Source organism: Arthrobacter sp. C152 (assembly GCF_054890965.1).
This window is the reverse complement of the sequence record NZ_JBTZSU010000033.1, coordinates 1-21143: the sequence shown is the minus strand read 5'-3', so window position 1 is coordinate 21143 and position 21143 is coordinate 1. Positions and strand designations below refer to the sequence as shown.

Genomic DNA, 21143 nt, shown 5'->3' with positions numbered 1-21143 from the left:
GCACCTAATCGACGGTACAGGAATCGCCCGCTTAAGTCACATTTAGGTAACGGAAGTCACGACGGCGTGCGCGTCGCCTTGTGCGTTCAGCCGCAGCCGCCCCCAATTTTGGCGGCTGCGGCCGAGTGCGTCTTCCCCCTTCGTTATCCAGCCAGGACGTACACCGTGGCGCCGCCGATTGCCTGCGGGGTGAAGTTCGCTGCCACCCATTGGGCGATCTGCTCGGGAGCGGCGGATCCGCTGGTGGAGCGCATGGCGCCGCCGGCGACGAAGTAGTGGATCTTTCCTTCCGCGGCGAGTTGCTGGAACTGCGCCAGGGTCGGCGAGGGGTCCGTGCCGTTGAAGCCGCCCACGGCCATGACCGGCAGCCCAGTTGCCAGTTGGTAGCCTGCCGCGTTGTTGGATCCGATCACGGCGGCCGCCCAGGTGTAGCGGGACGCGCCGTCCTTGAGCGCGGCCACCAGTTCGGACGACGGCGTGGGGGCGCCGAGGAGGCCGCCCATGCCGCTTCCCGGCCGGCCACCCGCCAATCCGGTTCCGCCAGAAGGTGCCGCTCCCGGGCCCGGGCTACGGGCGCCGGCGCCTTGTCCCGTCCTGCCGGCACCGAAGCCCGACGCCGGCCCGGCACTGACGATGGCTCCGCTGTGTGCCGTCGCCGCGGTGGTGAGGGAGTACGCCAGGGGGCCGGCGAGTGACGCTGCTATGGCGAGCGCCGCCGTCGTCCGCTGGATTGAACGCATGCGCAGGAACCTGGCCAGCCCTGTGCCCGCCGCCGCTGCCAGGCCGCCGGCCAGCACAAGCCAGCGCAGCCACGGCCCGTACGCGGAGGTGGTCCCGAGCAGGTAGAAGCCCATCAAGGCCGCCGCCGCCACTGCCGCCGCGAGCAGCGCCCCGGCCGCGGCCTGCTGCCTGTGCTGCCACAGCAGAACGCCGCCCAGGCCCGCCAGCGCAGCGATCCCCGGAGCCAGCGCCACGGCATAGTAGGGGTGGATGATCCCGGCCATGAAGCTGAAGACCAGTCCGGTGACCAGCACCCAGGAGCCCCAGATCAGCACGGAGGCGCGAACCCCGTCGTTCCGGGGCGCGCGGCGGCCTACCCAAAGCAGGCCCGCGGCAAGGATCAGGGCGGACGGCAGGAGCCAGGCCACCTGGCCGCCGAAATCGCTGTTGAACATCCGGAACAGGCCTGGCACGCCCCATCCGTTGCCGCCGCCGACGCTGCCCGTCTCCTCGCCGGTGAGCCGTCCCAGCCCGTTGTAGCCGAGCGTGAGTTCCAGGATGGAGTTGTCCTGGGAACCGCCAATGTAGGGCCGCATACCCGCAGGGGTCAGCTCCACCGCGGCAAGCCACCAGCCGGCGGAGAGGAGCATCGCCAGTCCGGCGGCAGCCAGCCGGGCCAGCCGCCGGCGGATCCTGCCCGGCCCCGCAACTGCATACGCCACGGCGAATCCGGGGACCACCAGCAGCACCTGCAGCTGCTTTGTCAGGAACCCGAACCCCAGGAGGACCCCGGCGAGCAGCAGCCACCGCAGCCCGTCCTGCTGGATGGCCCGCAGCGTGGCGTATCCGGCAGCGGTCATCAGCAGTACCAGCAGGGCATCCGGGTTGTTGAACCGGAACATCAGCGTAGCCACCGGGGTAAGGGCAAGGACCGCCGCGGCCAGCAGCCCTGCCCGGTGCGCCAGCCGGTCATCACCGGTGGCCGGCGCCGCGGCCCGCCGCACCGCCAGGTACAGCAGCCACGCAGTGCCCACGCCCATCAAGGCCTCGGGCACCAGGATGCTCCACGGGCTCAGGCCGAAGACGCGCACGGACAGGCCCATGATCCACAGGGACGCCGGCGGCTTGTCCACCGTGATCGAATTGGCGGCATCGGAGGAACCGAAGAACCAGGCCGTCCAGTCCTGCGAGCCCGCCTGGGCCGCTGCCGAGTAGAAAGCGTTGGCCCAGCCGGATGCGCCCAGGTTCCACAGGTACAGCAACGCCGTGGCCACCAGCAGGACGGCCAGCTCCAGTCGGGCGCGGCGGGAGGCCGGTGCTCGGAAGGTGCCGCCGGCCGCGCCAGGTGCCTGCACGCCGGGGAAGTCTACGCCGGGGGAATTTACCCGGGGGGACCGCGCCGGTGCCGTCCGGGTGTAGTGGCTGCTGGCCATGGCGTCCTACTTGGTCAGCGTGTAGACGGTGGCGTTGCCTACCGTCTGCGCCTGGAAGGTGGCCTGGACCCACGCCGCGACCTCCGAGTTGCCGCCGCGGCCGCCCATGCCGCCGCCCATCCCGCCGGCGCCGCCTTCGATGAAGTAACTGATCTCGCCCCTGGACACCATGTCCTGGAACTGGGCGAGCGTGGGGTAGGGGTCCCCGCCGTTCCAGCCGCCCAGGGCAATCACGCTGGTGTTGGACGCCAGTTCAAGGCTTGCCGCCTGCGACGCGCCGGAGACGATCGCGGACCACTTCGTGGTGGTGCCGGACAGCAGTGCGGTCAGCGCGGCGTCCGCCGTTCCTTCGCCGGGTCCGCCGGGACCGCCCGAACCGTTCCCCTGGGCGCCGGGCACACCGGCGTCGAGCCCCGGGCCAAAGGCGCCAGGATCCGCGGTGCCTGCCTCTGTGCCTGCGTCGATGCCTGCGTCGCGTGCCGGCCGGTCCGCGGCGCCGAATCCTGCCCGGTCGCCGATGCCGCCCCGCGCCGGGGCCGCGGAGCCGGCAGGGCCCGACGTCGGGATGGAACCGGAGTGCGCCGTGGCGGCAGTTGCCAGCGTCCAGGCAGCCGTACCCAGGCCCCCGGCCAGCAGCGACACCGCGACGACGGCGGCAGCCCCTGCGCGGCGGAACCGGCCGGCTGTGCCCACGGCCGTTCCCGTACCTGTTCCGATGCCGTCGACGCGGAGCAGGATCGCACCCGCAGCCAGCACCCCGAGGACGATGACGGTGGTGCCCAGCCATGGAAGCCACGACGGGTCCCGGCCCAGCAGCACCGCCGACCAAGCAGCGGTGGCGGCCACGACGATGGCCAGCACGATCCGGGCCGGCCAGGACGCGCGGCCGCGCCACAGTTCAACGGCGCCGATGCCCACCAGGGCCGCGATCGCCGGGGCGAGCGCCACGGAGTAGTAGGGATGGACGATGCCGCTCATGAAGCTGAAGACGCCGGCCGTGACCAGGAGCCAGCCGCCCCACAGGATCAGGGATGCCCGGCCCAGGGACGTGCGGACTTCCCGGCGGGTGAACCACAGCCCTGCCGCCAGCAGGATCAGCGCGGCAGGCAGCAGCCAGGACACCTCCCCGCCGAAGCTGGTTCCGAACATCCGCAGGAGGCCGGCGGCCCCGCCGAAGCCTGCGTTGCCGCCACCGAAGCCACCTCCTGCGCCTCCCGGGGCGCCCGCACCTCCGCCGCCGGGCATGCCTTCGCCGGACCCCGTGATGCGGGCCAGGCCGTTGTAGCCAAACGTGAGTTCCAGGAAGCTGTTGGTGGTGGACCCGGCCATGTAGGGCCGCGCCGAGGCCGGCGTCAGCTGGAACAGCGCCACATAGCTGCCGGCCACCACAACGATTCCGCCGAGGGCGCCCAGCAGGTGCACCAGCCGGCGCCACAGCGTGGTGGGAGCCGCCCAAAGGTAGGCGAGCCCCAGTGCCGGAACAACCAGGAAGCCCTGCAGCATCTTGGTCAGGAATGCCAGGCCGATCACTGCACCGGCTGCGACCAGCCACTTCCAGCCCGCCCGCTCAATGGCCCGGGTGGTGAAGTATGCCGCGAGCACCAGGCACAGAGTGAGCAGGGCATCCGGGTTGTTGAACTTGAACATCAGCGCCGCCACGGGCGTCAGCGCCAGCGCGCCACCGGCCAGCAGGCCTGCCGCCGGTCCCGAAACCTTCTTGACGGCCAGGTAGAGGAAGCCGACGGCGGCAACGCCCATGAGTGCCTCCGGAACCAGCATGCTCAGCGAAGAGAAGCCGAAGATGCGGCCGGACAGGGCCGGGATCCACAGCGCCGCGGGCGGCTTGTCCACGGTGATCGCGTTGCCGGCGTCGAGCGAGCCGAAGAGGAACGCGGTCCAGTCCTTCGTGCCCGCCTGGATGGCAGCGGCGTAGAAGGAGTTGCCGTAGCCGGTGGCCGCGAGGTTCCAGAGGTACAGAACCGTTGTGGCCAGCAGCAGGCCTGCTGCGGAGGGGCGCACCCAGCGGGGCTGGTTGCCGAACGCGTAGCGGGTCCAGGGGGCCGTCCGCTGCCGGGCCGCGGGGGCGGCGCCGGACGTCGAAGGCTCGGCGGTGGCGGTTGCACTGCCACCTGCCGGGGTCATGGTCGAGGTCATGATGCTGCCGTTTCTGTTGAAGTGATGGCGTCTGCGGAGGTCTTGCGGCTGTTCGTTTCCCGGAACACCCACAGCCGGAACAGCAGGAACCGGATTGCGGTGGCAGCGAGGTTCGCCGCCACGACGGTGAGCACTTCCGCCCACCGGTCCGGCGTCGTCGTACTGTGCACCACGGCAAGGGCCCCGGAGGTAAGCAGGAGGCCGATGCCGAACACGATCAGCCCTTCGGCATGGTGGCGCAGGGGATTGCCGCCCTGGATGCCGAACGTGAAGCGCCGGTTGGCGCCGGTGTTGGCCACGGCCGTGGTGACCAGTGCCAGGAAGTTGGCAAGCTGCGGATCCATGAAACCGCGGCAGAACACGAAGATGAGCAGGTAGGCCAGGGTTGAGGCGGCGCCGATGGCCGCGAACCGGACCAGCTGGCCGAACAGACTGCTGCCGGGCGTCTGCTCCCCGGCCCGCGACGACGCGGAAAGCGGGCCGCGTTCCAGCGCTGCCCGCAGTTCCGGCACCGGGATGCGCCCGTAAACCAGGTCCCGTGTCAGCCGGGCCATGCCGCGGACATCGGCAAGGGCCGTGCGCACCACGTCCACGCTGGAATCGGGATCGTCGATCCAGTCCACGGGTACTTCGTGGACCCGCAGGCCGCAGCGTTCGGCAAGGACCAGGAGTTCGGTGTCAAAGAACCACGACTTGTCCACGGTATATGGCAGGATCCGCTGGGCGACGTCCGCCCGGATGGCCTTGAAGCCGCACTGGGCATCGCTGAACCTGGCGCCCATGAAGGAGTGCAGCATCAGGTTGTAGCCCCGCGAGATGAATTCCCGCCGGGGTCCGCGGACAACGCGGGAGTTCCGGGTCAGCCGGGTGCCGATGGCAAGGTCCGAGTGCCCCGAAATCAGGGGCGCCAGCAAGGGGGCCAGAGCGGCGAGATCCGTAGAGAGGTCAACGTCCATGTAGGCCAGCACGGGCGACGGCGACGCCAGCCATACCTTGCGCAGGGCGTTGCCGCGGCCTTTCTCCTCAAGGTGGACCACGGAGACCTCGGGAAATTCGCGGGCAAGCCGTTCGGCAATCTTCAAGGTGCCGTCGGTGCTGGCATTGTCCGCCACGGTGATCCGGAAGCTGTGCGGAAAGGAATCGTGCAAATGCCCGTGGAGCCTGCGTAGGCATTCCTCAAGGTCGCGTTCCTCGTTGTAGACGGGGATCGTGACGTCAAGGACGGGGACGGTAGTGCGGGTGTCCACGGGGGAGCGCCGCACGGCGTGCCCCGGGGAAGGAAGGCCCAGCGGCACCACCGCGGCGTCCTGCAGGGTTCCTGAGGTGGAGTCGGTGAGCGTCATGCATCAAGAGTGGCGCCGGTGGATTTGAGGGCTTTAGGCACAACCTGTGACATGCCTGTGTAACTTGTGCTGCCCGGAAATAGCCCGGGGGCGCTGGGCAGGGGTGCGGCAAGGCACCCGGATGGTTGCGCCGGATCAGGAAACTGCCATGCTCCCGGGAAGATGCACGGCGAACTCGGTCCTGCCCGGCCGCGAAACCAGTTCCACGGTGCCCCCGTGCGCCCTGACGATCGACTCCACGATGGAAAGCCCCAGCCCGGAGGAGCCCTCTCCGGATGGGCCGTCCGCGCCTGAACGGGCGGCATCGGCCCGGGTGAAGCGCGAGAAGATCCTGCCCTGGAACTCGGCGGGGATACCCGGCCCGTCGTCGGTTACGGTGACCACCACGCTCCCGTCGGCCGAGCGCATGACGCCGGTGGTGACCGTGGTACCGGCCGGCGTGTGTTTGCGCGCGTTGGAGAGCAGGTTGGCCAGCACCTGGTGGAGCTGGGTGGCGTCCCCGCGGACGGTGATGGGTTCGTCCGGCAGCCGGAGCTGCCAGGCGTGGTCCGGGGCCATGACTTTTTCGTCGCTGACCGTTTCGATGACCAGCTGGGTCAGGTCCACATCGGTGGTTTCGGGAGCCTTGCCCTCGTCCAGCCGGGCCAGCAGCAGCAGGTCCTCCACCAGGGCGGTCATCCGCTCGGACTGGCTTTGCACCCGGCCCAGCGACTTCCGGCCGTCCTCGGTGAGGGTCTCGGTCATGCGCATCAGCTCCGTGTAGCCGCGGATCGCGGTCAGGGGCGTCCGCAGCTCATGGGAGGCGTCGGCCACGAACTGGCGCACCTTCATCTCGCTGCGCTGCCGCGCCTCCAGGGCGTTGGAGACGTTGTCCAGCATCAGGTTCAGGGCATGGCCAACGCTGCCCACCTCGGTTCCGGGATGCGCGGCGGCGGGGGGGACACGCACGGCCAGCGCCACCTCGCCCGCGTCAAGCGGCAGCTTCGAGACCTTGGTGGCGACGTCGGACAGCTCCTCCAGCGGCCGCATGGTCCGGCGGATAAGCGCCGTTCCCGCCAGGCCGATCAGGGCCAGGCCGACGAGGGACACCAGCACCATGGTCAGGACGAGGGATGCCTCCGTGCTTTGCTTTGTTGCCAGCGGCAAGCCCGCGATGACGACGTCGCCGTACGGCGTTTCGGTGGCCAGCACCCGGTAATCCCCGTTGGAGAGGGACCGGTTCACCGGCTCGCCGTTGTGCGGGAGGGCCTCAAGAATGCTGACATCCCGTGAGGTGAGGGCGGTGCGGGTGGCGTCGGACGACAGGAAGCCGGCGGCGCTGCTGATGTGCCCTCCCACGACCCGCGCGTTGAGCGTACCGACGCTCTGTCCCCGCGCGTCCAGCGGGTCAGGGCGTCCGGAGGGATTGCCCTCGGGCGGGCGGCCGCGGGAGGCCTGCGTCAGTTGCCCATCAAGCTGGTTGGTGAGGACCACGTCCATGGTGGCGTAGCTGACCACCCCGATGGCACTGGAGATTGCCACCAGCAGCGCCATGGAGAGCAGGATGAGGCGGGTGCGCAGATGCCAGGTGGAAGGATTGAACCAGGACCGGCCCGTGGGCCGGGGAACACCGGAAAGCGATGACATAAGTTTTGCCCGGTCAGTCGGCGGGCTTGATGACGTAGCCTGCCCCGCGCACGGTGTGGATCATCGGCGGGTGGTTGGCGTCGATCTTTTTGCGGAGGTAGGAGATGTAGAGTTCCACGATGTTGGCCTGGCCGCCGAAGTCGTAGTCCCACACGTGGTCCAGGATCTGCGCCTTGCTGACCACGCGCTTGGGGTTTTCCATGAGGTAGCGCAGGAGCTCGAACTGCGTTGCCGTCAGCTGGATGTCCGCTCCGGCGCGTGTGACCTCGCGGGTGTCCACGTTCAGGATCAGGTCGCCCACCACCAGCTCGGCGGTGTCCATGGCAGCGACGCCGGACCGCTGGACCAGGCGGTGCAGGCGCAGCAGGACTTCCTCCATGCTGAACGGCTTGGTGACGTAGTCGTCCCCGCCGGCGGCCAGGCCCACGATGCGGTCCTGGACGTCGTCCTTGGCGGTGAGGAAGAGCGCCGGCACCTCCGGCGCGAAGGCGCGGATCCTGCCCAGCAGTTCCACGCCGTCGAAACCCGGGAGCATGACATCCAGCACCAGGACGTCCGGGTGGAAATCCTTGGCAAGCTTCACCGCGGTGGGCCCGTCCGCGGCGACGGCAACGGACCACCCCGCCATGCGCAGGCCCATGCTCATGAGTTCGGAAAGACTCGGCTCGTCGTCCACCACCAGGGCGCGGATCGGGGAACCGTCGGGGTGGGTGAGCTGGGGAAGGTTGTTGGTCATGGAGTGCGGGGATGCCATGGGACAACTCTCCGTTCTGTCGGTTTGCCGATGCTTTGCGGTTCCTGTGTTCCTGCTGTGAGCCCAAGCCTAGCCACCTGGCAGCTGCCACGGGGCGAAGCCGGACACCCGTTTGCCGCCTGGAACCGAGATCACAGCCAGGCTTGGCCTGGCACACAGCGCCTGCACAGCAACGCGCAAGACCCTGTTGGAACTACAGCAGTTTCGACTTCTTGGGAGAGAACAATGGACCAGCAGCAGGGACAGCCCTCGCCGGTGTGGGGCGGCGGGCAGGATGGCGGCGGCATCCAGGGTGCAGAAGGACGGCAACCCCGGCACCCGGGTGCCCCCGGACAGGACGCACCCTCCAGTGGATGGGGTACGACGGCGGGCCAGCACCAGGTGCCCGGCAGCGGCACTGGATGGGGCGCACCGCAGCCGTATCCGTCCAACGCGTCCTCCGCGGGACGGCCAACCAAGTGGACAGGCAGGAAAGGGCTGCTTGTCGGCGGGGTCGCAGTGGTGGTGGCTGCGGCCGCGGGGGCCGGCGCCTACGCGGCCGGAAACAACGGTGCAGGTGCGGCCACGGGCAACGCCCAGGGTACTGGGGTCCCCGGCCAGGCCGGTGCCGGGGGACAAAACGGCATGGCCGGTCCGGGCGGCACCAGCGGCATGAATGGCGGCATGGACGGCATGGACGGCGGGGGCATGGCCGGGGGTCCCGGCGGGCTGGGGATGGGAATGGGTGGGCTGAATGCTGCCATCCACTCCGAATACGTGGTGGTCCAGGACTCCGGCTACGTCACCATGGCCGGGCAGGTGGGCACCGTCGCCAGCGTCTCCGCGGACTCACTGACGGTGGAGAGCGAGGACGGCTTTACCCGCACGTACGCCGTCGGCTCAGGTGTGCAGGTTTCCGAAGGCATGCGCCAGCGCGGGGGCGGGACGGCGGGCAGCACCCTCAGCCTTTCCAACGTGGCGGCCGGGGCGACGGTCAGGGTCACGGCCCTCAAAGAAGGGGATACGTACACCGCACAGTCCATTCAGCTGTCCGCCACAGGAACGGCCTCGTCCGGGACCACCACCAACTAACCTCACGAACCACGCCCGGGCCGGCATGTATCCCGCCGGCGTCGCACGCCGCCAGGCGTACAGGACGCCGGCGGCGGTGCCGTCGTAACCCCTTATAGCGGGTTATGGAGGGCAAAATTCCGCTCCGGAGGCTGGATGCCGACTGGACAAGCTCCCGCGGCGGGACGCGATTCTATGTCAAGCGCGTGAAATTTGCGCCGATTCGCCCAAGCGCGCATCCCTCGAACAAAATTCTGCAGAATCCCTCTTTTGGGGCATCCCTCCGGATAACGAACGTTATTCTTTGTCCCTGACAGAATCGTGATCTGCAACACAATTTCCGGATTCGTCTCACGATGCGGACGATTTGGTCCATTGTTACTTGCAAGTTGCCATTGTTACGCTGCACACTTCCAATGTGAACAAGAACTCAACAGCACCTGCAGCCGCAGAATATTGGCCCAGCACATCCGCTGCTGCCGACATGCGCTGTTGTCGAATGCACGCCTGACCTTCCCACCCCTCGAAGTTCTTAGGCATTCGCCCACCCAGCCCAGCGTCGGGCGCCCCTCCCCGCTCCGCGTGACGGGGATGACAGCATTCGAGCCGCGAGACGGCCATTCACATTGAGGTAAGCATTCCATGTCAGTAGCATCCGGATACGTCCACATCTCTGTCCGTAACGCCGCCAAGGCAGGCCAGCCTTCCGGCCTGCGTCCCGGCTTCGGGCCGCGCCCGTCCCTGGCCCCCTCAACCCCGGGAAGCAGCTTCCCCGCCCCGGGCTACGCTCCGCAGGGCTACAACCCCAACTCCTACGGCCAGCTCCGCGCCGTCCAGCCGGCCGAGTCCGCTCCCATCACTGCCCCTACCCCCGTCGTGGCAGGTTCAAACCCGGTGCGTCCGGTCGCCAATGACAACGTGGCCCGCGGGTTCGTCCTCTACATGGGAATCGACGAGGAGACTGCCGCCGCCGCAGGTACCTCCATCGCCAAGCTCGCCCAGGAAATCCGCGCCTACGCCCAGTCGCTCGTATCCGGTGCCGAGAGCTACGCCGCAGTCGCGGTAGCCCCGGCCGGCACGCCCGGTTCCGCGCTCGACGTCGTCCGTTCCACCTTCGGTGACCCGACGGTCAACTCCCGCCAGCGAGCCGAAGCCCCGCGCGCCGCCCAGCCGCAGGAACCGCGCCCGTCCGGCGTCCTGATCGACCTGGCCCGCCGCGAAGTCCACCTGGACGGCGAATCCCTTAACCTGACCTTCAAGGAGTTCGAACTCCTGAACTACCTTGTCGAAAACGGCACCCGCACCGTGGGCCGCGACGAACTGCTCGAGGGGCTGTGGCGCAACGCCGAGGAAGTGCCCAACGAGCGCACCATCGACGTCCACATCCGCCGCCTCCGCTCCAAGCTGGGCCGCCTCGCCAACACCGTCCGCACGGTCCGCGGCCAGGGCTACCGGTTCTACGAGCACCCCGAGGTCATCGTCTGGGCCGCTCCGGAGTACTCGATCTAGGTCTAACCTCCGCCTTATAGGCGGCACGATCCCTCTGCGCCTGCGCTCGTTCCTCACGCAACAACGGCGCTTTCGGGATGTGCCGCCTTTTGGCGTCCGTGTGCCATTCCAAGTACTGTGCCTCCGCGGCTGCAGGAGCCGGTTGATGCCACCCTGGGCCGCATCCGCTGGCGCTAGGCTGTAGCCATGAGTGAGCACCACCTCCGACGCCTTGTGATCATGCGCCACGCCAAGGCTGACTGGCCCGGCGGGGTGGCCGACCATGAGCGGCCGCTGGAGGAACGCGGCCACCGGGAAGCGCCGCTGGCCGGCCGGTGGCTGCTCAAGCACAACATCGTCCCGGACTTCATCCTGTGCTCCAGCGCCCTGCGCACCCGCCAGACCTGCACCTGGGTCTGTTCAGAACTGGGGGACAAAGCGCCGACGCCCAAACTCGAGGACGGCCTGTACGCGGCCTCCGCCCTGCGGATGCTCACCGTCGTCAACCACGTGCCGGAGACGGTCACCACGCTGATGCTAATCGCGCACCTGCCCGGCGTGCAGGACCTCGCCATGCACCTGGCCTCACGCGACTCCGACCATGACGCCTACATGGACGCCGCCACCAGGTTCCCCACCAACGCGCTCACGGTCCTGGAAACCGAGAAGCCGTGGGCCGAACTGGACGGGCAGGACGCCAGGATCACCAGGTTCAAGGTTCCCCGGGCGCACTGAGGGCAATCTCGCGCAGGAGTGCCGCCACGTGCCTGATGGTCGGGCTGGCCGTCATGGTCCTGCGATGGACAAGCCCTACCTGCCGGGCCTGGACCGGGTTGACCACCGGCACCGCCACTACGTCTCCGGGGAGCGGCGGCCTGCCCAGCCGGGGGACGAGCGCAACCGCCACGCCCTGCTCCACCAACGCGATATGCGTCGCGAAGTCGGGGTCATACACCTTGATATGTGGCACCCGCCCCACGTGGGCGAAAATCCGGAGGAGGGCCTCGTTGCAGATCGCTCCGTCCGGCGTGCTGATCCAGCGTTCATCGACCAGCTGAGCGGGTTCCACTGCAGGGCGCTGTGCCAGGGCATGGGTGCGGTGGACCAGGACGTCCGCCACATCCTCGCACAGCCATTCCAGCGTCAAGTGCTCCGGGATGACCAGTGGCACGGAGTTCCAGTTGTGCACCAGTCCCAGCTCGGCGTCCCCATTGGCAACCCGTGCCACGGCTTCACGTGGATCCTCCGCCACCACCGAAACATCCACGGCTGATCCGGAGTCCCCAAGCCGCGCCAGAAGCGGGCCCACCAGGCCCCGGCAGGCAGTCGAGAATGACACCAGGCGCAGGCTGCCGCTGGGCGCCGCCGGGTCCAGCAGCAGCGTGGACTCCAGCTCCTCCAGCTCGGCAAGGATCCGCCGGCCATAGGCTGACAAGGCCAGTCCGCGTTCCGTCAGTAGAACCCCGCGGCCCCGGCGTTCCAGCACCGCGAAGCCCGCTTCCTTCTCCAGTTTCTTCACCTGCTGTGAAACGGCGGAGGGGCTGAAGCCCATGGCGCCCGCGGCGGCGATGACGCTGCCGTGCTGTTCGATGGCTGTGAGTGCACGCAGGGACCCGATGTCGATCATGAAGCAAACGTACATGGTTCATCGTCTAAATGCGCGCTGGTGCTTCATTCTGCATGATGCAAGAGTGGGAAACGTGAACCTGCGTGAGTCCTTCCTTGCCGTACTCGTGGCCCTGCTGTGGGGGCTGAATTTCGTTGCCATCGATATCGGGCTTCACGCGGGCGGCCAGGATTTTCCGCCGCTGCTGTTTGTTGCCCTGCGGTTCGTCCTGGTGGTCGTTCCCTGGATCTTTTTCGTCAGGAAGCCGGATGTCAGGTGGAAGGCCATCGTCGGCGTTGGGCTCTTCATGAGCGCCGGGCAGTTTGGCCTTTTGTACCTGGCAATGGCGCTCGGCATGCCGGCAGGCCTGGCGTCGCTGGTGCTGCAGGCACAGGTGCTGCTGACTGTGCTGCTTGCCGCCGGATTCCTGGGGGAGCGGCCCAGCAGGCGGCAGCTGGCCGGCGTGGTGCTGGGCGTAGCAGGCCTCGCCCTCGTGGCCTTGGGCCGCAGCGCCGTGGCCCCGCTGCTCCCCCTGGTCATTGTCCTGGCCGCGGCGCTGTCGTGGGCCGTCGGCAATGTCATCGCCCGCAAGGCCAGGGCAGCGTCGGGCCTGGGGATGGTGGTTTGGTCAGGCGCCGTGGTGCCGCTTCCGCTGGGAGCGCTGTCGGTGCTGGTGGATGGCCCCGGCACCGTATGGCAGGCGCTGTCCACCCTTCAGGCACCGACCATCCTCAGCGCACTGTATACCGCTGTCTTCGCCTCACTCGTGGGCTACGGGATCTGGAACCGGCTCCTTGCCAGCCACCCGTCGTCGGCCGTTGTCCCTTTCACGTTGCTGGTTCCTGTGGTGGGAATGAGCGCTGCCTGGCTGGTTCTCGCGGAGGTGCCATCGCCGACGGAGCTGGCCGGCGGGGCGCTCCTCCTGGGCGGCGTCGCGACGGCGGTGCTCACGGGAGCAGGTGCCCTGCGTCAGCGGCGGGGATTGGAGCCGCTGCCGGACCTGGGCGCCGGTTTGGCCGGCGGCAACCCGGACGACGACGGGCGCTTGGCTGCGGCGGACGTCCCCCGGGCCGGGGCACGGGAAGCTGACGTGCGCTGAGCGGCAGGCGCCTGGGCAGCGGTGGACTGGTTACCTGCCCGTGGTGCGGCGGTGCGCGGGCTGCGCGCCGGCGCCGGGACGGTCCTTGATGCCGCGGCGCGTTGTGTTGGAGAGCGTTGTGTTGAAGAGCGCTGTGTTGAAGAACGCTGTGCGGATGAGCGCTGTGGCGGGACGCGCTTTGCCGCGGGCCGTGGCGCGGTCCTTCCGCCCGCCGTCGGCTGCCTCATGCCCGGCCACGCGGCACCGAGGAAAAGAACCCCGAGGGTGGCCGCGGCGGCGCAGGCGGCGCCGAGGAAGTAGTTGTCCGGATCGTGGGTGGGCAGAGGCGTGCCCAGGAAGGACGACTGGCCGTCGAAGGCCAGCTCCCAGGTGCTCAGGAACGCCAGGGAAAAGCCCAGGGTGAGGGCGGTGCCGGCGCCGGTGGCCAGCAGGGCAAGGCGGCGGCGCCGGTTCAGTACCTCGGCAATTGCGGCCAGGTAGGCCAGGGCCAGGACGCCCAGGAACGCCAGGAACACCGGCTCCGCGAGCGTCATCCCGGTCAGCACCAGCAGCCCGGCCGCGACGACGCCGCAGATGACCGCGAACTTTCCGCTCTTCCCCATGTGGCGCATAGGGTCCATCATCCCTGAGGAGCCGGGCCCTTCAGGACGTAGCCGCGCATGATCGCCATGATTGCTGCAACACTTTGGTCACGGGTCCGCTCGGGGTTGTACGTCTGCCGGTCCAGGCCCACTACGAAGCAGGCGCCGAAGATGGCGGTCTCCAGGCTGCCGCGGGACACGGATTCATCGACCGGATAGGTGCTCGCCACGTTGTCCACCGCCCGGCCAATGACCTCAAGAAGCTCTGCCCGCAGCACGGCGAAGGTGCCCTGCCATTCACTGGGAATCCGCCAGTTCTCGCTGACCCACAGGCGCGCGAACGACGGATACTCGGCCATGAAATCCATGGCCTGGCCGATCATCGCTTCCATGGCCGCCAGGGGATCCCGGGCGGCTCCGGCGCCGGTTTCCGGGCCCGTGGGCCCGTCGGCGGCCGCGAGGAGCCGGGCCTTGAGGATGTCCACACCATGGCGCAGGAGCTGCGCGATCAGCTCCGACTTGCTGCCGAAGTTGTAGTAGACCGTTCCCTTGGAAACCCCGGCAGCGGCGGCGATCTCGTCCACGGTGACGCTGGCGGCACCGCGCTCGCCGATCAGCTCCATGGAGGCATCGAAAAGCTTCTGCCGGGTCGCGGTGGTCCTTGCCGGACGGAGCCCCTTCGCGGCCTCCGGTCCTTCCGCGGTCATACGGCGATCTCCGGTTTGAGGGTCTTGAGGGTCCAGTACTTGTTCTTGCGGGCGGCGAGCGTTGACATCGCCGCCCCCAGCGCCGTGTAGCCGAGCAGGCCGGCCAGTGTGGGGACGATCATGGACAGGTCGGCACCGTAGATCAGGTGCCGCATGCCGGTCACCACGTAGCCCATGGGAAGGACCTGGTGCACCACGTGCAGCGGTTCCGGGGTGGTCTGCCACGGGAATGTCCCGCCGGACGAAACCAGCTGGAGGACCAGGAGGATCAGCACCACCAGCTTTCCGGGGGAGCCGAGCAGCGCCACGATGCCCTGGATGAGGGCGCTGAAGGCCATGGCCGCGGCGAGCATCAGCAGCCACATCAGGACGGGGTGCGCTGGGTCCAGCCCCAGCCCCATATCCACCACCAGGGTCAGGAGCGAGGCCTGGACCATGGAGACCAGCAGGAACGGAAGCCAGCCGCCCAGGGCGATCTTCCACGAGGGAGCGTTGGAGGCAAGCGCCCGCTGCGTGATGGGCCGCATCGCCTGGACCAGCATGAAGATCCCGATCCACAGCGCGAGCGTCAGGAAGAACGGTGCCAGCCCGGCCCCGTAGGAGTCTGCCTTGGCCTGGGAGAGGTTGCTGACGGCCACGGGATCGGCCATCACCTGCGACAGGTTGTTCTTCTGGGCGTCGTCCGGGTTGGGGACCTGGCCGGCGCCCTTCCCGATCTCGTCGGCAAGCGTGCGGGATCCGGTGGCGGCCTGGTTCGCGCCGTCCGCTACCTGTGCGGCCCCGGCGTCGACCTTCCGTGCCCCGTCCGCGAGCCCTGCTGCGCCGTCGACGGCGGCCTGCTCACCCGTGGCCAGCGTGGCCGCCCCGGTGTGCAGCTGGTCGGAGCCCGCCGATGCCTGGGCGATGCCTTCCTTCAGCGCAGGCATCCCGGCGGCCAGCTGCGAGGCGCCGACGCTGACGGCTTCGGAGCCGTTGGCCAGCTGCTGCACTTGTGCCGCATCCGTTTGGATCCGGCTCTTTGCCGCGGCAAGGGGACTGGCCGCTGCGGTGGCGTCGTAATCGGCGAGGATCCTGTCTGCCTGCTCCTGGGTCAGCACGCCGGAGGCGACCAGCCTGGCGTTCGAGTCCACCAGGCGCGTCCTCATGCCCTGGTCGGCTGCCTCCAGCTGCGCCGCCACGTCCTGCACCTTGGTGTTGAGCTGGGCGTTGCCCGCAGCCACCTGCGCGGCGCCCGTGGCGAGCGTCTGGGTATCGGTGGGCAGGGTTGCCGTCTTGTCCTTGAGGACGGACAGGCCGCTGCTCAGCTGCCCGGCGCCGTCGGTCAGCTGGTTCGCGCCGTCGCGCAGCTTGAGCTGGCCGGCGTACAGCTGGTCGGCCCCGCTGCTCAGCGCCGACGTTCCCTCGTGGAGGGTGACGGTTCCATCCCGCAGGGTGGCGACGCCGTCGGCCAGCCGGGACGCACCGTCCGCGGCCTGGACCATCCGGTTATGGATGGTGCCGAATCCGGTGAGCAGCTGGTTGGCGGTTTCCTCGCCGACCTCCTTGGCCACGGTGGTGTGCACGGCGGTGGTCAGCTTGTCCACGATGGTGCTGAGGAGGTAGTTGTTGGCGTCGTTCGTGGTGACGTTCAGCATGGCCTGGCTGGCGGAATCGAAGCTGCCCGGGGAGACCAGGTTGGCAGAGAAGTCCTCCGGGATCTTCAGCGCGAAGGCGTACTGCCCGCTGCTGACTCCCGCGTCCGCTTCCGATGAGCTGGCTACGGGAACCCAGTGGAAGACGTTGCCTTCCTCCAGGCTGTCGGCCACCTTCTTCCCGGCTTCCAGCCGGGTGCCATCGGCAGTGGTTGCGCCGGAATCCTCCACCACCAGGGCGGCGTCCAGGTTGTTCAGGTGCCCGTACGGGTCCCAGTTCGCGTAAAGATAGACGGCTCCGTAGAGCAGGGGCACCATGGTCAGCGCGAGAATCGTCAGCTTGGGCAGCAGCCCGCCGGTCATGCGCTTGAGTTCGGAGCGGGCCAGCCGCAGGACAGTCACTTGGCAACCTCGGTTTCGAGTTCGGGTTCCTGGTCTTTGGGGGGCCGCGCGGCCTCCGCGGGTTCGGCTTCGGCCGGCAGGGCTTCCGGTCCAGCGTTGCCGATCAGTGCCAACGGCCCGTCCCACGGCGCGGGGACGGCACTGACTGCCGCAACGACGGCAAGTGGCCGCCCGGCGTCGGACGCCAGCTGCTGCAGCCTGGGCAGCCACGTCAGGTGGTCCGCGCTGTGCCGGTCCGGGGAATCCACCACCAGCAGGTCCGTGCGCGGGTTGGCCAGGGCCAGGGCGGTCAAAAGTTCGAGCCGGCGCCCCGGTTCCAGCTGCTCCGTCCACAGGCCGGCAATGTCCTCAAAGCGGTTGACCTTCATCCACGGGCCGCTGAGCAACGCTCCCCGGTAGCGGCGCGGAACCAGGGCGAGGTCCTCGGTCACCAGGTCTCGGACGCTCAGGTGCTCTTCGGGTTCGTTGACGCCGGGGGAGTCCACCAATGCCGCTGCCAGGCGGAGCTGCCGGGTCCGGCGGCTGTTGTCCCAGCCCAGCTCTCCGCCGGTGGGTTTCATCCGGCCGCTGAGAAGCAGGGACAGGGCGGTGCGCTGGTCCCGGCGGTCGCCGGCGACGAGCAGCAGTTCGCCGCGGGCAACGGTGAGGCTGGTGGGCGGAAGCAGCGGGTCCCGGCGTCCTTTGGCATGGAGCTGGTGGGCTGAAAGCAAGGAGGGCCTTTCGCAGGAGGGGCTGCATTAAGGCTAACCGAACTGACTGGTCAGTTCAAATAGACTACAGCCCGTATTTCTCCAGCAGCCGCAGCCACACCTCGCTGATCGTCGGATAGGAAGGCACCGCATGCCACAGCCGGTCCATCGGCACTTCGCCCACCACGGCAACCGTGGCCGCATGCAGCAGCTCGGACACGTCCGGGCCGGCAAACGTCGCCCCCAAAAGGACTTTGCGGTCCTCGTCCACTACCAGCTGGGCCCATCCTTCGTAGTTCTCGGAGTGGAGGGAAGACCCGGCCACCTGGATGGGCAGCTCCACGGAGGAGGCGTTGTAGCCGTCCTTCCGCGCGGCCTGAAGGGTGCGGCCGACGCTTGCCAGTTCGGGGTCGGTGAAGACGACACCGGGCACGGCATGCTGGTTGGCCGTCTGGGCGTACCGGGTCCAGTCCGCCGGGCTGCCCGTGAGTTCTCCCTTGGCGCGCGCCGCGATAGCGTCTCCGGTGGCGCGGGCCTCGTATTTGCCCTGGTGTGTATACAGGTTCTTTCCGGCCGCGTCTCCGACGGCGTACAGCCAGGGTTCGTCGCCGGGCGTTCCCTGCACCAGCCCGGTGGAGTCGGTCGTGATGGCCAGGTGCCCCGATCCGCCGGGGGTGAAGCCGACGCTCTCCAGGCCGAGGCCCTCGAGGGCCGGGTGGCGGCCGGTCGATACCAGCACCTTCTCCGCGGTGACGGAGCTGCCGTCCCCGAGTGCCAGGGTGATGGTTCCATCGCTGTCCCTGCTGATGCGCTCCGTGGCCGTGTGGAGCCGCAGCTCAACGCCGTCGGCCCGCAGGCCCGCGGCGACCAGCGCGGCAGCCTCCACCGGGAAGTTGCCCAGCAGGCCGCTGCGCGCAACCAGGGTGACGGCGGACCCGAGCCGCGCGAAGGCCTGGGCCAGCTCGGTGCCGGCCACGCCGCCGCCCAGCACCGCGAGCCGTTCAGGAACCTCGCCGGCGGAGGTCGCCTCGCGCGTGCCCCACACCTCAACGTCCTGTATCCCGTCGATGGGAGGCGTAGTGGGGGCGGAGCCAGTGGCAAGCACCACCGCATGCCGTGCCCGCAGCCGGTGTTGCGTGCCGTCCGTGCCGGCCACCTCCACCGCCTTCGCGCCTGTAAGCCAGCCGTGGCCGCGGACCAGTTCGATGCCGGTGTCCCGGACCCAGTCCACCTGGCCGTCATCCTGCCAGTTGGCGGTGAAGTAGTTCCGGCGCTGCAGGACCGCCGCCGCGTCCAGGGTGCGGGTGACGGCTTCCTTGGCCCCGGGTGACGTCTGCGCGCCGTGCAGTGCGGTCCCGGGCCTCAAGAGCGCCTTGGACGGCATGCAGGCCCAGTAGGAACATTCCCCGCCCACCAGTTCCGCCTCCACGAGGACGGCGGAAAGGCCGCCCTGGACCACCCGGTCCGCCACATTTTCGCCTGCGGCGCCTGCGCCGATAACAACCACATCAAATTCGCGCTCCACGGCATCGGGCATCATGGGGACAGCCTAGCCGGGGACGGCGGCTACCGGGGCGGCACAAAAAAGGTCCGCACCGGCGAACCGGTACGGACCTTGTTGGTGCGCCCAAAGGGATTCGAACCCCTGACCTTCTGTTCCGTAGACAGACGCTCTATCCAGCTGAGCTATGGGCGCATCTTGTGTTCCTTGGGAGAAGAACCGCTCTCCCCGAACCTCGAATTACTTTACGCGAGTCGGGCCCGAGTGCCAAATCGAGAGCGGTGTAATTTGCGCAACTATACCGGTATAGGTGACCTTCGTCACTTAATCGACCATTTTGAGGCGACAAATCCTTGATTTTCCGCGGAATTCAGTTTCGGTGGCCGGATTTGTCAGTCAAGCTCCCCAAAAAGTCCAGTGGTCCGGACCATAGCATTTAGGACACACCGATCAACCCCGAGGAAGGGAACAGCAATGGGCGATCTGGCGCAGAAGCCGCTGCTTGAGAAAGCACCCACCACACATGCCGGCCTGCTGGCATGGGTCGAAGAGGTTGCCGAGCTTACGCAGCCGGACCGCATCTACTGGGTTGACGGGTCCGAAGAGGAAAACACCCGCCTGACCGACGAGCTCGTCGCTGCCGGAACCCTGACCCGGCTGAACCAGGACCTGTTCCCGAATTCCTTCGCCGCGTTCTCCGATCCCGCCGACGTGGCCCGCGTCGAAGAGCAGACGTTCATTTGCTCCGAGAACAAGCGCGATGCCGGCTTCACCAACAACTGGATGGCCCCGGCGGAAATGAAGGAGAAGCTGCGCGGGCTGTTCGCCGGCTCCATGCGCGGCCGCACCATGTACGTCATCCCGTTCGTCATGGGCCACCTCGACGCCGAGGACCCCAAGTTCGGCGTGGAGATCACCGACAGCGCCTACGTCGTCGCCTCCATGCGGATCATGGCCAACATCGGCACGGCCGTCCTGGACAAGATCACCCGCACCAATGCCTTCTTCGTGCCGGCCCTGCACTCCCTGGGTGCTCCGCTGGAACCGGGCCAGGACGACGTCTCCTGGCCGTGCAACCCGGATAAGTGGATTGTCCACTTCCCCGAAGAGCGCTCCATCTGGTCCTTCGGCTCCGGCTACGGCGGCAACGCGCTGCTCGGGAAGAAGTGCTACGCCCTGCGCATCGCCTCCGTGATGGCGCGGGATGAGGGCTGGCTGGCCGAGCACATGCTCATCCTCAAGCTGACTTCCCCGGAGAAGAAGAACTACTATGTCTCGGCGGCCTTCCCGTCTGCGTGTGGCAAGACCAATCTCGCGCTGCTGGATCCCACCATCGAGGGCTGGGAAGTTGAGACCCTGGGTGACGACATCACCTGGATGCGGATCGGCAAGGAAGGCGAACTCCGCGCCACCAACCCGGAAGCCGGCCTCTTCGGCGTAGCCCCCGGCACGGGCTGGGGCACCAACCCCAACGCCATGCGCGCCATCGCCAAGGGACACAGCATCTTCACCAACGTGGCCCTCACCGACGACGGCGGCGTGTGGTGGGAAGGCATGACGGACGAGGTTCCGGCGCACCTGACCGACTGGCAGGGCAACTCCTGGACTCCCGACTCCGACAAGCCTGCCGCGCACCCGAACTCCCGTTTCTGCACGCCGATTGCCCAGATCGACATGCTGGCAGACGAGTACTACAGCCCCGAGGGCGTGGAACTCTCCGCCATCCTCTTCGGCGGACGCCGCAAGACCACCGTTCCCCTGGTAACCCAGGCCCGCAGCTGGACCAATGGCATCTTCATGGGATCCACGCTGTCCTCGGAGACCACGGCCGCAGCTGCCGGCCAGGTCGGCGTGCTCCGCCGCGACCCCATGGCCATGCTCCCGTTCATCGGCTACGACGCCGGCGACTACCTGAAGCACTGGATCAGCGTCTCGGGCAAGGCAAACCCGGAACGGCTGCCGCACATTTTCCTGGTCAACTGGTTCCGACGCACCGCCGACGGCGGCTTTGCATGGCCCGGATTCGGCGACAACGCCCGCGTCCTCAAATGGGCCATCGAGCGCATCGAGGGCAAGGCCGACGCCGTTGAAACCCCCATCGGATACGTTCCTGCCGGCCACTCCCTGGACCTCACCGGCCTGGACATGACCCACGCCCACGTTGAGGACGCCGTCCGCGTCGACCGCGGGGAGTGGGACGCCGAGCTCGCCTCCATCGAGGAGTGGTACGCGAAGTTCGGCGACTCGCTGCCGGACGCCCTGCGCGCCGAACTGGACTCCCTGAAGGAACGGATGTCCGCGCACTAGGGCGTGTCTCCTAAAGCTGTCAGCCAGATGCTGATTGCTCGGAGGACTGCTC

General features: G+C 68.3%; 15 protein-coding genes and 1 tRNA gene. 5 read left to right on the top strand and 11 right to left on the bottom strand.

Features of this window, described 5'->3' with window-relative positions; translation table 11 throughout:
- Positions 1 to 143: 143 nt before the first annotated feature.
- From ACYSM9_RS17710 to ACYSM9_RS17690, 5 genes are all read right to left on the bottom strand, one after another.
- On the bottom strand, positions 144 to 2153 hold the full coding sequence (locus ACYSM9_RS17710) for an ArnT family glycosyltransferase (RefSeq protein ID WP_461858268.1): 2010 nt from the start codon (positions 2151 to 2153) through the stop codon (positions 144 to 146).
- A gap of 6 nt (positions 2154 to 2159) precedes the next feature.
- Positions 2160 to 4307: an ArnT family glycosyltransferase gene (locus tag ACYSM9_RS17705; protein WP_461858267.1), complete on the bottom strand. Its 2148-nt coding sequence runs from the start codon at positions 4305 to 4307 to the stop codon at positions 2160 to 2162.
- On the bottom strand, positions 4304 to 5650 hold the full coding sequence (locus ACYSM9_RS17700) for a bifunctional glycosyltransferase family 2/GtrA family protein (protein WP_461858266.1): 1347 nt from the start codon (positions 5648 to 5650) through the stop codon (positions 4304 to 4306). The genes ACYSM9_RS17705 and ACYSM9_RS17700 overlap by 4 nt, the downstream gene beginning before the upstream one ends.
- Positions 5651 to 5785: 135 nt before the next feature.
- Entirely contained in the window at positions 5786 to 7276 is a 1491-nt protein-coding gene (locus tag ACYSM9_RS17695) for a sensor histidine kinase (RefSeq protein WP_461858265.1), read from the bottom strand.
- A 13-nt stretch (positions 7277 to 7289) separates the two neighbouring features.
- On the bottom strand, positions 7290 to 8030 hold the full coding sequence (locus tag ACYSM9_RS17690) for a response regulator transcription factor (RefSeq protein ID WP_461858264.1): 741 nt from the start codon (positions 8028 to 8030) through the stop codon (positions 7290 to 7292).
- A gap of 225 nt (positions 8031 to 8255) precedes the next feature.
- Between ACYSM9_RS17690 and ACYSM9_RS17685 the strand changes: the two genes are divergently transcribed.
- From ACYSM9_RS17685 to ACYSM9_RS17675, 3 genes are all read left to right on the top strand, one after another.
- Positions 8256 to 9101 (top strand): hypothetical protein, encoded by an 846-nt coding sequence (locus ACYSM9_RS17685; protein ID WP_461858263.1) that lies wholly within the window; start codon positions 8256 to 8258, stop codon positions 9099 to 9101.
- A gap of 621 nt (positions 9102 to 9722) precedes the next feature.
- Positions 9723 to 10589 (top strand): winged helix-turn-helix domain-containing protein, encoded by an 867-nt coding sequence (locus tag ACYSM9_RS17680; protein ID WP_461858262.1) that lies wholly within the window; start codon positions 9723 to 9725, stop codon positions 10587 to 10589.
- 186 nt (positions 10590 to 10775) lie between these two features.
- A complete protein-coding gene (locus ACYSM9_RS17675; protein WP_461858261.1) occupies positions 10776 to 11303 on the top strand; it encodes a SixA phosphatase family protein in 528 nt (175 codons plus the stop codon).
- On the opposite strand, the gene ACYSM9_RS17670 is transcribed toward ACYSM9_RS17675, so the two are convergent.
- Positions 11281 to 12195 (bottom strand): LysR family transcriptional regulator, encoded by a 915-nt coding sequence (locus ACYSM9_RS17670; protein WP_461858294.1) that lies wholly within the window; start codon positions 12193 to 12195, stop codon positions 11281 to 11283. The genes ACYSM9_RS17675 and ACYSM9_RS17670 overlap by 23 nt on opposite strands.
- A gap of 73 nt (positions 12196 to 12268) precedes the next feature.
- Between ACYSM9_RS17670 and ACYSM9_RS17665 the strand changes: the two genes are divergently transcribed.
- A complete protein-coding gene (locus ACYSM9_RS17665; RefSeq protein WP_461858293.1) occupies positions 12269 to 13273 on the top strand; it encodes an EamA family transporter in 1005 nt (334 codons plus the stop codon).
- A 619-nt stretch (positions 13274 to 13892) separates the two neighbouring features.
- Here the strand turns inward: ACYSM9_RS17665 and ACYSM9_RS17660 are convergent.
- From ACYSM9_RS17660 to ACYSM9_RS17640, 5 genes are all read right to left on the bottom strand, one after another.
- Positions 13893 to 14561, bottom strand: a complete 669-nt coding sequence (locus ACYSM9_RS17660; RefSeq protein WP_461858260.1) for a TetR/AcrR family transcriptional regulator — start codon at positions 14559 to 14561, stop codon at positions 13893 to 13895.
- The gene (locus tag ACYSM9_RS17655; RefSeq protein WP_461858259.1) at positions 14558 to 16594 is read right to left on the bottom strand and encodes a YhgE/Pip family protein; all 2037 of its coding nucleotides are present in this window, start codon (positions 16592 to 16594) and stop codon (positions 14558 to 14560) included. The genes ACYSM9_RS17660 and ACYSM9_RS17655 overlap by 4 nt, the downstream gene beginning before the upstream one ends.
- Complete coding sequence (locus ACYSM9_RS17650) at positions 16591 to 17304, bottom strand: ABC transporter ATP-binding protein (protein ID WP_461858258.1); 714 nt, start codon at positions 17302 to 17304, stop codon at positions 16591 to 16593. The genes ACYSM9_RS17655 and ACYSM9_RS17650 overlap by 4 nt, the downstream gene beginning before the upstream one ends.
- A gap of 64 nt (positions 17305 to 17368) precedes the next feature.
- Complete coding sequence (locus tag ACYSM9_RS17645) at positions 17369 to 18823, bottom strand: dihydrolipoyl dehydrogenase family protein (protein ID WP_461858257.1); 1455 nt, start codon at positions 18821 to 18823, stop codon at positions 17369 to 17371.
- Positions 18824 to 18902: 79 nt separating this feature from the next.
- Positions 18903 to 18979 (bottom strand) — tRNA-Arg (locus tag ACYSM9_RS17640).
- A 279-nt stretch (positions 18980 to 19258) separates the two neighbouring features.
- On the opposite strand from ACYSM9_RS17640, the gene ACYSM9_RS17635 reads away from it, so the two are divergent.
- Positions 19259 to 21091 carry a phosphoenolpyruvate carboxykinase (GTP) gene (locus tag ACYSM9_RS17635; RefSeq protein WP_461858256.1) on the top strand — a complete coding sequence of 611 codons (1833 nt, stop codon included), beginning with the start codon at positions 19259 to 19261 and terminating at the stop codon, positions 21089 to 21091.
- Positions 21092 to 21143 lie beyond the last annotated feature (52 nt).